The sequence below is a fragment of the Candidatus Chlorohelix allophototropha genome, assembly GCF_030389965.1.
Taxonomy (GTDB): Bacteria; Chloroflexota; Chloroflexia; order Chloroheliales; family Chloroheliaceae; genus Chlorohelix; species Chlorohelix allophototropha.
In genome coordinates, this window is record NZ_CP128400.1 from 748,112 (window position 1) to 760,344 (window position 12,233).

A 12,233-nucleotide genomic window follows, 5' to 3' on the forward strand; every position below is an offset into this window, starting at 1 on the left:
AATCGTTTAAAATGGTTGAAAAGAGCCATGTTTGGTAGGGCGAAGCTCGATTTACTGAGCCACAGAGTACTATATCAGCGTACTGCTTAAGGTTTGCTAATTTGGATCATCAAAAGTGATTAAGAGCCGTTTCTACCCGCTACTTGACAGTTTCGCAGTTACAAGAGAATTGACAGTAGCAATAGAAAACTTCTTGACTATGCTGTAGCACGGTGCTATATTATAAAACCTGATAAACTTAGTTCACAAATATTTAAAGGAATTACAGCATGGCAAATTCTTATAATGAATTGCTAAAGCGCACTAAAGCGCAAATCCGCGAAACTACCGTTGCCCAAACCTCCGAAGTAGTCAAGGCTGACAAATCGGTATGGCTGGTGGACGTGCGCGAAAAGTACGAATGGGATGAAGGTTATATTCCTGGCGCACTTCATGTAGCGCGGGGTTTTTTGGAAAGTAAAATAGAAGAAACTGTTTCTGATAAAAATGCTCCGGTTATTTTGTATTGCGCGGGTGGTGTTCGTAGCGCTTTTGCCGCTAAAACCCTGAATGAATTGGGTTACACTAACGTCAGTTCGATGATTGGCGGTTATAATGCTTGGAAAAATGCCGGTTATCCCATTACCAAACCCCGCAATCTTACCAAAGAACAGCAAAAACGCTACAGTCGCCATTTCCTACTGCCCGAAGTAGGTGAAAAGGGTCAAATTAAATTGCTGGATACCAAAGTGCTGCTCATCGGGGCGGGCGGTTTGGGTGCGCCCAACGCCTTCTATCTCGCTGCCGCCGGTATCGGTACGCTTGGCATCATTGATAATGATGTGGTGGAAGAGAGCAACTTGCAACGCCAGATTATCCATACCCAAGGGCGGGTAGGGCAGTATAAAGCCGATAGCGCGGCGCAAGCAATCGCCGACCTGAACCCGGATGTGCGTGTGGTGGTTTACAAAGAGCGTTTGACTGCCGAGAATATCGAGCACATTTTGCCCCTGTACGATTTGGTGGTAGATGGAACGGATAATTTTGAGACGCGCTATCTGGTGAACGACTTTGCGGTAAAATATCGCAAACCCGTAGTGCATGCCAGTATTTTATCGTTCAACGGGCAGCTAACTACTTTGATTCCCTTTGAAGGTCCTTGCTATCGGTGCATCTATCCCGACCCACCTCCTGCCGCGATGGCACCTAATTGCAGCGAAGCGGGCGTGCTTGGCGTTCTACCGGGCGTAATTGGCTTGTTACAGGCGAATGAAGCGTTAAAACTAGCGCTTGGTATCGGCGAAACCCTCTCAGGGCGTTTCCTGCTTTTCGATGCGCTGGAAGCCGAGTTCACCAGTTTGAAGTTGCGGCGTGACCCCAAATGTGTTGCTTGTGGTGAGCATGCCGATATTGATGATTTGCTAGAACAGCACAGGCGCGGCGATGTATTGATTCCCGCTTGCAATATTCGTTAGGAGAGGATAGAACTGATGTCAAACATTAAGCTACCGCCGGTTTTGCGAAAGTTGTCTGGTGGCGTAAAGGAAGTGCAAGTAGAAGGGGCGACTGTCGGCGAATTGCTGGACAACCTTGACCGCAAGTATCCCACCATAAAAAACCAGCTTTTAACCGAAGATGGGGAAATTGCACGCTATGTAAACCTGTATTTAAACGATGAAGATGTACGCTTCTTGCAGGGTTTAGTTACGCCCGTAAAGGAAAGTGATACTATCGTAATTTTGCCCGCTATGAGCGGCGGTTCGCTATAAAGCTTTACCGGGGCGCAGTTTAATGCGCCCTTTTCATATAAATTGAGGTAGTAAATGTTGTACCCTAGTCTGCTGGCGGCAATTGGCAATACGCCGTTGGTAGAAATTAGTCAGCTAAGCCCGTACCCCGATTCGGTGCGCCTCTATGCCAAACTCGAAGGACATAACCCCAGCGGCAGTATCAAAGATCGCATCGCTCTTTCGATGATTGAAGCGGCAGAGCGTGCTGGCAAGCTAAAACCGGGCAGCGGACAGCGCATTCTTGAGCCTAGCAGCGGTAATACCGGCATTGCGCTGGCGATGATCGGCAAGCTCAAAGGCTATAATGTTACCGTCGTTATGCCCGACAGCTTTACAGCAGAGCGTCGCCAATTGCTGGAAATCTACGGCGCAAAGGTAGTGCTGAGCGATGGCAGCAAAGGTAGTAACGGTTCGGTGGAATTGGCGCTGGAACTGGCGGCGAAAGATTCCGGTTATTTCATGCCATTCCAGTATTCCAATAATGCTAACCCCGATGCACATTACCGTACCACCGCTCCTGAAATCTGGCGCGATTTACCGGATGCTTCGGCAATAGTAGCCGGACTTGGTACAGGCGGTACTCTCATGGGTCTTAGCCGTTTTCTTAAAGAAAAAAATCCCGCCATTCAAATTGTTGCGGTTGAGCCGATGATGGGCGAAATAGTGCAAGGTTTACGCAATTTGGACGGTGGGTTTGTGCCGCCTATCATTGAATTATCGCGTCTTGATCGCAAATTTGTGGTGACCAATGCCCAATCTGTCAGGGTGCAACGCGCTTTGCTGGATAAAACCGGCATTTTTGCGGGAGTATCGTGCGGGGCGGCAGTCTATGGTGCGCTCAAACTGGCGCGTGAATGGGGCGAAAGCGGTAAGACAGGCAAGATTGTGGTAATGCTGGCAGAAAGTGGCTGGAAATACTTGAGCGCGGGGCTTTTCACCCATGACCTGAACGTGCTAGAAGACTCGATGGAACAGAAGATGTGGTGGTGAGCATGCTGGTTATTCCTGCCCAAATTTACAAAGAGATAATAGAGCATTTGCGCCGTTGGTATCCCGATGAGGGTTGCGGCTTGTTAGGTGGGAAGGCTGGTTTAGTCAGTCATCATTACCCCACCGAGAATGTCGAACCTGAAAACAAATATAAACGCTATCTGATAAACCCACGCCAACAAATGGAAGCGGAAGAAGAACTAGATTCTATCGGTCTGGAATTGGTGGCAATCTACCACAGCCATACCCATACGCCCGCCTATCCCTCGCCTACCGATGTACGCACCGCTTATTACCCGGACAGTTACTATGTGCTGGTCTCTTTTGCAGAACCAGATAATCCGGTTATCCACGCTTACAAAATCGTCAAGCCCGACCCGTGGGGCGAAAGCGGCGAGATTGTAGGGCAAGAGTTACAAATTCTTTGAGTCACGCTTGATCTATCATTAGCGGCTGAAATTTAATGTGAATTCGGCTGGAACCAGCGTCTTGGGAGCATATGGCGCGATCATTACCAGCGCATTTTCATACGGCACTTTCAAAATCCCGGCGTTGGTGAAATCCAGAGCCATATCTTGAACGCACGAAGCGCCGTTATCGGCAGTTGAAAGGGAAGTGGTGGTTTTGTCAGCGCAAGACCCATCCAGTTTCATCACTCTTACCCAGAACTTTTGTGGAATTGCTGCGCCCGTACGCAGAAAGCCATTAGCTTGCCAACCGTTATCGCCGCTTTCGGCATTATCACGCCAATTTATCTCCGGTATCTCGAAATCGTCCAGAATCGCGCCCTGCCGATTGTAGCCCTCATCGGTCAGATACTCAAAGCGTAGCTGTATGCGCTTTCCCGCGAACCGACTCAAATCTATTTCTTCCTGCACCCAATCTGCTGCTAGGTTATCGCTATCGGTCAAGTCTGCACCATTGCTGTTACTACGCCCGCTCCATCCGGCTCCATAATTCTTGCCCGATTGAGCGTAAACAGTGGCGTATTTACCCGGCAACACTTGCCAAGTTTTGCCACCATTGTCAGATACCTCAAAATACAAATAATCAAACTGTGGCTCTATATCGAACCATAGTTTGAACTTCAGGGTAGCTTTCTGCACACTAGATAAATCTACTTCGCGGGTTAGAGTCATGTCAGAATTTTCGCCCCGATTTGTCCACCATACCATTTTACCGCTGGCAGGCTGCGTATTAAAAAGGGAGGCGGTGGGTGCGCCTTGAAAATTAAGAGTAAAGCCACCCGTCCCTGCCTCCACCTTGTAATATTGGGCGGTGTATTGGAAAGTATTACCGCTCTTGCTGTCGGGCAGTTTGCTGATAGTATTGGAAGGATTGCTTATGTGAGAGCTTACTTTCTTATAATTAAAGGTAGGGTCGGCGGTAGCGTGATTTATAAAATTTGTCAAAGCCCAATCCTTGAAAACTTTATCACTGTAGATTTGTGGGTCTGCATTTTTAGCTAACCCATAATCTATTGCATTAAACCCGGTCAATCCTTTGTCGTTCGCGATGGTATCCCTGATAACCTTCTCTCCGTAAACGTCCTGCAGGTACGCCATCCACAAGTAACCTGATCCGTAGAAGCGCGAGGGGGCGCAGGTGGTACAAGTCCAATTATCTAATTGAGTTGCACTGCGATTGAAAAAGGCGCTTTCGTAACCGCTACTACTAAAACCGTTGAGGGTTTGCGCCAGCACGCTTGCCCCCTCATTGAGCCAGACTTCCTGATTGGGCTGATTGTGCCAGTGAATCATGTGCTGAAACTCGTGCGCCAGCAAGCTCAAGTATGAGTCGGTGTTTTCAGGGCGACCCATTACATAGATAATTTCGTGCTCGTTGCTTTTACTATTAATACTTCGCAAAAGCTCATCATCGGAACTGTAATAGCCTATAACTCCGCCACTAAGAGTGGTATTTAAAACTACCAAATGTGGGTCACCATCTACGCCGGGTGTCCATTCCTCGCCAAAATAACGCCGATTGGTAGGGTAAATTTTTTCTTCAAACAAGCGTGCTGCATTTGCAAGCGCTGCTGCATTTATTGCATAGTTTTTGTCCACAAACCAGTAAACATGGTCGGTAACCACCTGCAAACGTGCGCTAACCTGCAAATAACTCTTACGAGGAGTATCGAATACCCAGAAATTATCCTCATCCCCTTGTTGGTAGGGTGGGCGAGTAGTGGTATGCGGCGGATTTGGATTAGCGCCATTACTCTTTAAGCGATCATATATAGCGTATTCGTCCCGTAGCGGTGGGGTGGTGGTTTTCGCTTGAAACTCGTCAAGATATGCAAGAACGTCAGGAGGAGTAAGGGTGGTGGTTTGGGCGATTGAAATTGGTGTAGTGGAAGGCAAAAACAAAAACGCGCATAAAAGCGCGCATAAAATGAGGAATCTGATTAATCTAATTGTTGATGGCAATGTCTTTCAGAATACCCGTAATTTGGCTGTTAATGAGTACAGCATCGCGGGCATCGGGAGCATGGCGCAAGTATTTCTGATAATCAAGGATAGCTTGCCAGCGGTGTTCCATACGATTCTTGATAGCTCCCCTATCCCGTATTTCTTCCCAATCTTCAGGGTTTAATACGGTGAGGAACTCTTCGATAGCCAACGCCCGCTCAAAATCTTCAAAGTTAATATAACTGCTTTTAAGATTATTAAGCATGCGACTCAAGAAAGCACGATTTGATACAGGATTTAAGAAGGATTGTACTAACGGTACAGGGTTGCCAAATATTTCACCCACCAAGCGAACACAATCCTCTAAAGTTAAAATACTGCCCTCATTAAAGGGGTCAAGCAGAATATCTTCTTGCTGATTAGCGCCAGATTCTGCCCCATGTTCCCAACGTCCGGTGGTGTGTTGGGCGTGTTGCCGATACCGTACAATAAAGTGACCGGGTAAACCGATTCCTTCAAAAGGCAAACCAGCTTGCCTGCCAACCTCGATGTAAATCAAGGAGAGTGTAATGGGAATTCCAATGCGACGTTCCAGAACATCGTTTAAATACGAGTTGCGAGGGTCATTGTAATCAGTCTGGTTGCCTTTGAAACCAAGGGTTTGGAAAAGGTATGAGTTAATAAACTGGATGCATTTGTAGGGGTCATTCTCACCGGCAAGTAGCAACCGAATATCATTGCCCATTATTTCAAGTCGCTGCAAATAGTAGCCTATATTCAAACCGGGATACTCGGAGGAAGCGATAATCATGGTAGCTTCTATCAGATCAATTTCTTCGTCGGTTCGAGAAACATGCTCTGCAAAACGCGCTAATGGACTGCCGGGGACTGGATGGATTTTCTCGGCTTCGTAATCAAATATACTGCTTTCAATTGTATACCGCATAAAACAACCTTTAGAAAAATTACCTGTTTACCTTATGTTATTATGTTACCATTTATTGAATCCATTGTAATAACCTTAGAGACCTTTTGTCAATGACGACCGGATTAAGAAATAGGGCTGATACGGTTGGCGAACTTGCTCCAGTAAAAGGCTTTCGGCGTTTCCCTGCTCCAATAACCTACCTCGAAATTCTGTCAAAACCGAGTAATCAAAACTGTATTACCCCTAGATTGATATCTAATAACGTTTGGAATTTCACAAAAGCGCACTATAATGGTTTTTAGAAAGGGGTACACTGAGCTATGTTAATGCCGGAGGCTACTAATCAAGCATATCTATTGAATCAGCAATATTGCTCCGCAGATAACCTTAAAGCCCGCATCGAGCTACATGAGCGGTATAGTACCCAAAATTATCCCTGGCAACGCTGGGTATTTGACCACTTCAAAATGCCGCCACAGGCTAGCGTGCTTGAACTTGGTTGTGGAACCGGCAAACTTTGGTCTGCAAATCTTGACCGAATACCCACCGACTGGAAAGTTACCCTGTCTGACTTCTCGGAGGGGATGCTGCAAGCAACCAAAAACCAGCTAAAAGAGCTAAATTGTTTCGAATTTTCCAATTTTGATGCACAGGCTATACCTTATTCTGATGCCAGTTTTGATGCAATTATTGCCAACCACATGCTCTACCACCTGCCTGACCGCAAAAAAGGGCTGACGGAAATAAGACGAGTCTTAAAACCGGGTGGTCATTTTTATGCTGCTACCAATGGGTTGGATCATTTGCAAGAACTGGGCGACTTGATGGTTAAATTTTTTGATCATAATCCGCATCCTACGCATGCGCGCGCCTTCAGCCTTGCCAATGGTCGTTCACAACTTGAGGCATTTTTTACCAGTGTGGAGCTTTTTCTTTTTGAAGGAAACTTGCACGTCACCGAAGCAATCCCGGTTGTAAATTACATCGTTTCATACCAGCATTTGACCGAATCGCAAAAAAACCAGATTATTGAATATGTAGAAACTGAGATAGCACGGCAAGGCTATTTTTTCATACGGAAAAACACAGGGCTATTTATTGCATGCTAAACTACACTATTATCTGTTACTTTCTATCTATAGTGGGAGGAGATAATTATGAAGACCCGTGCAGCAGTACTATATGATACCAGCAAACCACGACCTTATGAAGAGTCACTCCCTTTAGTAATCGAGGAAATAGAAATAGACCCACCGGGGGCGGGAGAAGTGCTGGTTGAAATGGCGGGAGCGGGCTTGTGCCATTCTGATTTATCGGTAATCAACGGCTCGATAATGCGCCCGAATTTGCGCAAGTATGGTGGAGAAACCATTCGAGAACCGTTACCGGTGGTAATGGGACACGAAGCAAGCGGGATTGTGCGTGAAGTTGGCGCAGGCGTTACTGACTTTAAGCCCGATGATCATGTGGTATTTTCATTTGTACCCATGTGCGGGCGTTGTGAGTTTTGTATTGCCGGGAAACCAGCTTTATGCAAAGTAGGCGGTAAATCCAACCTGTCTGGAACTCTTATAAATGGCTCAGTGCGTTTTCGACACACAACCAACGGAAAGCCAGTTTTACACTATCTAGGGGTAGCGGGTTTTTCACAATATACCGTCGCTGCTCAGGAATCGTTGGTCAAAATCACTAATGAGATTGAGTTGGATAAAGCGGCGCTTTTTGGCTGTGCAATTGTGACCGGAGTAGGCGCAGTGATCAATACTGCAAAATTGGTACCCGGTTCATCTGCCGCGATTTTTGGTCTTGGTGGAGTTGGCTTGAGCGCGGTTATGGGTGCAAAACTGGCGGGTGCAAATCCTATCATTGCGATTGACCCGGTTATTTCAAAATTTGAACTGGCACGTCAATTAGGCGCAGATTACACACTAAGCCCAGAAGATTCAGACCCCATTAAAGCAATCCGTGAATTGACCGGAGGCGGCGCGGATTATGCCTTTGCGGCGGTAGGTAGCGCGAAAGTGCTGGCGCAAGCCTACGATAGCACTAAGCGAGGCGGCACGACCATTAGCATTGGGATGCCACATTCTGAGCAACAGCTAATTATTCCGGCTTATACCTTAACCTATCAGGAGAAAATATTACAGGGTTCTTTCATGGGTTCGGCGATACCTAGTCGCGACATTCCACGCTTGATTGACCTTTATATGAAAGGCAAGCTACCTGTAGATTTATTGCTTAGTGAGCATATAATCCTAGATAATATCAATGCCGGATTTGATAAACTGGCGCAAGGAACAACAGTGCGGCAAATGGTTTTCTTTTAATCGGAATCTATTGCATTGAGGCGTATAATAAGGCTATAAATGTAAAGATTTTTTAACCAGCCTGTTCGCTTGTTACAAAACCAGATGGTTATTAAGTTTTTTAGAAGAATTTATTAGTATAGAAAGGAAAACTGCTTACTTAGGGAAGCATAAATAGGGCAAGTATTTTATATAGGTTGAATCATTTTAAGTTGACAAAAATGCATTACGCATCTTCGGAGGAATCAAGTTTACTATGAGTCAAGAAATAGACCCGTCGCAGAAGACCGAGACGGGTGCTGGCACTACCTCAACTGCAAATTCGGGAACAAAACGTCAGAGCTTTAAAGTTAGTTCCAAAAACACCAAAAGTGAAACAATCACAGGACAAATCGACAGTGCAGTCGCCATTCCTGACCCTAGAACCTCTGCCGAAGTTGCCAATACGAGTAGTGCTACCGGCAAAACTTCTCCAGTTACCCTACCTGAAAAAGATGAAAACGATTGGTATGAGGAACCCTTACGGCGGGGGAAAAAACCGGGTGACCGCTACGTGCGAATTGTCAAACCCCAATCTGGCAATAATGTCCGCTATCAAAGTGGGTTAAGCTTTACCGCAGAATCTACCTCTGCCCCTCGTACCTCCTTTGGTCGTTCCATACTAAGAGCCAAACGCTTTCTAATTGGGCAACCTATTGCCAGTTCCGAAGCACACCATCAACGACTTAGCAAAGTGCAAGCGCTGGCAGTGCTCTCTTCCGATGCTTTATCCTCTACAGCCTACGCCACCGAAGCTATTTTGCTGGTGTTGATTCTGACCGGGCAAAATAACCTAGGGCTGGCATTACCTATCTCAATGGGTATCGGCTTATTACTCATAATTGTAGGGCTTAGCTATCGACAAACTATTGCTGCTTATCCCAAAGGTGGGGGAAGCTATATAGTTGCTAAGGATAATCTGGGAGTCACTCCGGGCTTGGTAGCGGCGGCTTCACTACTCATTGACTATGTTTTGACCGTTGCCGTGAGTATTTCCGCAGGTGTTTCCGCTATAACTTCTGCAATACCTGAACTGAACGTGGTGAGATCTGAAATCTGCCTAGTGTTTATTGCGTTTATAACGCTGGCAAACCTTCGCGGTGTGCGTGAGAGTGGCATGATATTTACTCTACCCACTTACCTGTTCATTTTCAGCATCACATTATTAGTGGTATTAGGCTTTATTAATATTACTTTTGGCTTTAGTATTGGTAACCCTATAAATCCTCCGCAGATTGAGTTGCCTAAGCAGTTCGAAAATATAAGCCTGTTTGTAATTCTGCGTGCCTTTGCTTCGGGGTGTACGGCAATGACCGGGGTTGAAGCAATTTCAGACGGTGTGCCGGCTTTCCGTCCCCCCGAAGCTAAAAACGCCCGCACCACCCTGACCTGGATGGCTGCTATCTTGGTAACTTTGTTTATCTGCATTTCCTTCTTAGCTTCGCATTACCACATTGTACCAATCGAAGAAACCGCTACGAACTATGAGACTTTGATCTCACAGCTTACCAAGCGTATTGTGGGGGATAGCCCTTTCTACTTTGTAGTTTCAGCCACTACCGCATTGATTCTTATACTGGCAGCGAATACCGCTTTCAGCGATTTCCCGCGCCTTTCTTGGTTTTTAGCGCGTGACCGTTTTATGCCAAACCTGTTCAAGCATCAAGGTGACCGTCTGGCTTTTTCGACCGGTATTATTGCACTAGGTTTACTTGCGGGCGTATTGGTTGTAATTTTTGACGGCAATACTAACGCTTTGTTACCTTTGTATGCAGTTGGGGTTTTTACCTCCTTTACGCTCTCGCAAGCAGGCATGGTAGTGCGTTGGTGGAGATTACGCACACCGGGTTGGGGTAAAAATATTGCAATGAATGGGTTGGGGTGTTTTACCACTTTCGTAGTTCTGTTAGTAATTGCTTCTACCAAATTCCTATTGGGGGCATGGTTAGTGGTGGCGCTTATTCCAATCCTATACTTAGTATTCCTGTCGATACATCGCCACTATAGCCGATTTGGTGAAGACCTGACCGTTTCAAAAGAAAAAGTACTGCCAAAACAAGTGCAATCCTTAAATATGGAGCACCATACTGTGGTTGTGCCTGTGTCCAATCTTAACCAAGTTACTTTGCGTACTCTCTCCTATGCCAAAGCCTTATCAGATGAAGTTGTGGCGGTTTTTGTAAGCGATAGCAGCGAAGCAATAGATAAATTGCGCGAAAAATGGGACGAATCAGGTGTGGAAATCCCACTTGTAGGGGTAGAAACGCCTTACCGCAATATCATAGGCTCGCTATTGACTTACATAGATGATTTGCATCGGCAAGACCCAGATGAAACAATTACAGTAGTTATTCCGGAATTTGTAACTGCCAAGTGGTGGCAACGATTGCTACACAATCAGACCGCGTTTCGTCTGAGAGCTTCTCTACACAGTATGCGAGGAGTGGTAATCACTTCTGTTCCCTATCACTTGGAGAGATAGCAATGCGTGTGGTTGATATTATCATCAAGAAGCGTGACGGATTCGCTCTTACTACGGAAGAAATTAATTTCTTCATCGAGGGGTATAGCAAGGGCGAAATCCCGGATTATCAAGCGGCAGCATTTGCAATGGCGGTTTTTTTTCGTGGAATGAGTGTGGAAGAAACCACTATGCTTACGCTTGCCATGGCTTCTAGTGGTAAACAACTGGATTTAAGCCACATTGCTCCGGTGGTTGCTGACAAACATAGTACCGGTGGGGTGGGTGACAAAACCACAATGGTAGTTACTCCTCTGGTAGCAGCTACCGGATTGCCTATTGCCAAAATGAGCGGGCGTGGTTTGGGTTATTTTGGCGGTACGGTGGATAAATTGGAAACTATTCCCGGTTTCCGTGCCGCTTTATCCGATACCGAATTTCTCGAAGCATTTGCTAAGGTAGGCTTAGTAGTAAGCGGGCAAAGTAGCGAACTTGCGCCTGCCGATGGCAAATTATATGCCCTACGCGATGTAACTGGCACAGTTGAAAGCATCCCTTTAATTGCCGCAAGCGTTATGAGCAAAAAAATTGCCGCAGGCGCAAACTGTATTGTGCTGGATGTAAAGTTCGGCAAAGGTGCGTTTATGAAAACGCTTGAGGATGCCACCTTTCTGGCAGAAACTATGGTGGAAATAGGGCGGGGCGCAGGGCGTAAAGTACGTGCCGTGTTGAGTAGTATGGAACAACCGTTGGGGTGGGCGGTTGGCAATACACTGGAAGTACGAGAAGCAATTGAAACCCTTCAGAGAAAGGGACCACCTGACCTTTTAGAATTGGCTTTTATACTTGGTAGCCAATTAATTGTAATGAGCGGACGTGCGGAAAATGAGTTAGAGGCACGCGCTCAATTACATCAAGCGCTGGATTCAGGTGCAGCTTTTGAAAAATACAAGCAATTCGTAGCTAATCAGGGCGGTGATACGAAATATTTGGACAATCCTGAACTTTTACCTACCGCTCCCTTTAAGGGGGAAGTTTTATCGCTACAATCCGGTTATATTTCCGCTATAGATGCCGAAATGGTAGGCATTACGGCGCATTTGCTAGGAGCAGGGCGTAAAGTAAAAACAGATCCAATAGATCCAGCAGTGGGTTTAATATTGCAGCACAAAGTCGGGGACTTTGTGGAACGGGGAGAACCTTTACTAGAAATTCATGCCCGTACCAGCGAATCACTCAAAAAGGCAACCGTACAAATTCTCAATGCCTTTATTTTCAGCCCATTAAAAGTTACACCTCCCGCTTTTATTGCAAGAATAGTATAATTAT

At 46.1% G+C, this 12,233-nt stretch carries 10 protein-coding genes; 8 read left to right on the plus strand and 2 right to left on the minus strand.

All coding sequences use genetic code 11. The features are described from left to right. The first annotated feature begins 269 nt into the window (after positions 1–269). From moeB to OZ401_RS15935, 4 genes are read left to right on the plus strand one after another with little or no spacing between them, the layout of a single operon-like run. Positions 270–1,454, plus strand: coding sequence for a molybdopterin-synthase adenylyltransferase MoeB (gene moeB / locus OZ401_RS15920; protein WP_341471438.1), 1,185 nt, complete (start codon positions 270–272; stop codon positions 1,452–1,454). Between the two features lie 15 nt (positions 1,455–1,469). Further along, on the plus strand, positions 1,470–1,748 hold the full coding sequence (locus OZ401_RS15925) for a ubiquitin-like small modifier protein 1 (protein ID WP_341471439.1): 279 nt from the start codon (positions 1,470–1,472) through the stop codon (positions 1,746–1,748). Positions 1,749–1,802: 54 nt separating this feature from the next. Beyond that, positions 1,803–2,759 carry a PLP-dependent cysteine synthase family protein gene (locus OZ401_RS15930; protein ID WP_341471440.1) on the plus strand — a complete coding sequence of 319 codons (957 nt, stop codon included), beginning with the start codon at positions 1,803–1,805 and terminating at the stop codon, positions 2,757–2,759. Positions 2,760–2,761: 2 nt separating this feature from the next. Continuing rightward, positions 2,762–3,187, plus strand: a complete 426-nt coding sequence (locus OZ401_RS15935) for a M67 family metallopeptidase (RefSeq protein ID WP_341471829.1) — start codon at positions 2,762–2,764, stop codon at positions 3,185–3,187. A gap of 18 nt (positions 3,188–3,205) precedes the next feature. On the opposite strand, the gene OZ401_RS15940 is transcribed toward OZ401_RS15935, so the two are convergent. Together OZ401_RS15940 and OZ401_RS15945 are read right to left on the minus strand one after the other, a co-directional pair. Continuing rightward, entirely contained in the window at positions 3,206–5,122 is a 1,917-nt protein-coding gene (locus OZ401_RS15940; protein WP_341471441.1) for a M6 family metallopeptidase, read from the minus strand. Positions 5,123–5,171: 49 nt separating this feature from the next. After that, on the minus strand, positions 5,172–6,116 hold the full coding sequence (locus tag OZ401_RS15945) for a SirB1 family protein (RefSeq protein WP_341471442.1): 945 nt from the start codon (positions 6,114–6,116) through the stop codon (positions 5,172–5,174). 302 nt (positions 6,117–6,418) lie between these two features. Here OZ401_RS15945 and OZ401_RS15950 point away from each other — a divergent pair, with 302 nt between their 5' ends. From OZ401_RS15950 to OZ401_RS15965, 4 genes are all read left to right on the plus strand, one after another. Beyond that, a complete protein-coding gene (locus tag OZ401_RS15950; RefSeq protein WP_341471443.1) occupies positions 6,419–7,207 on the plus strand; it encodes a class I SAM-dependent methyltransferase in 789 nt (262 codons plus the stop codon). A 48-nt stretch (positions 7,208–7,255) separates the two neighbouring features. Beyond that, the gene (locus tag OZ401_RS15955) at positions 7,256–8,425 is read left to right on the plus strand and encodes a zinc-dependent alcohol dehydrogenase family protein (RefSeq protein ID WP_341471444.1); all 1,170 of its coding nucleotides are present in this window, start codon (positions 7,256–7,258) and stop codon (positions 8,423–8,425) included. 235 nt (positions 8,426–8,660) lie between these two features. Beyond that, positions 8,661–10,925, plus strand: coding sequence for an APC family permease (locus tag OZ401_RS15960; RefSeq protein WP_341471445.1), 2,265 nt, complete (start codon positions 8,661–8,663; stop codon positions 10,923–10,925). A gap of 2 nt (positions 10,926–10,927) precedes the next feature. Then, the gene (locus OZ401_RS15965; RefSeq protein ID WP_341471446.1) at positions 10,928–12,229 is read left to right on the plus strand and encodes a pyrimidine-nucleoside phosphorylase; all 1,302 of its coding nucleotides are present in this window, start codon (positions 10,928–10,930) and stop codon (positions 12,227–12,229) included. The last annotated feature ends 4 nt before the right edge of the window (positions 12,230–12,233 follow it).

Excerpts from the sequence above, each read along its gene's own strand:
- moeB (WP_341471438.1), top strand. The coding sequence starts at position 270 with ATGGCAAATTCTTATAATGAATTGCTAAAGCGCACTAAAGCGCAAATC.
- OZ401_RS15925 (WP_341471439.1), top strand. The coding sequence starts at position 1,470 with ATGTCAAACATTAAGCTACCGCCGGTTTTGCGAAAGTTGTCTGGTGGC.
- OZ401_RS15930 (WP_341471440.1), top strand. The coding sequence starts at position 1,803 with ATGTTGTACCCTAGTCTGCTGGCGGCAATTGGCAATACGCCGTTGGTA.
- OZ401_RS15935 (WP_341471829.1), top strand. The coding sequence starts at position 2,762 with ATGCTGGTTATTCCTGCCCAAATTTACAAAGAGATAATAGAGCATTTG.
- OZ401_RS15945 (WP_341471442.1), bottom strand. The coding sequence starts at position 6,116 with ATGCGGTATACAATTGAAAGCAGTATATTTGATTACGAAGCCGAGAAA.
- OZ401_RS15950 (WP_341471443.1), top strand. The coding sequence starts at position 6,419 with ATGTTAATGCCGGAGGCTACTAATCAAGCATATCTATTGAATCAGCAA.
- OZ401_RS15955 (WP_341471444.1), top strand. The coding sequence starts at position 7,256 with ATGAAGACCCGTGCAGCAGTACTATATGATACCAGCAAACCACGACCT.
- OZ401_RS15960 (WP_341471445.1), top strand. The coding sequence starts at position 8,661 with ATGAGTCAAGAAATAGACCCGTCGCAGAAGACCGAGACGGGTGCTGGC.
- OZ401_RS15965 (WP_341471446.1), top strand. The coding sequence starts at position 10,928 with ATGCGTGTGGTTGATATTATCATCAAGAAGCGTGACGGATTCGCTCTT.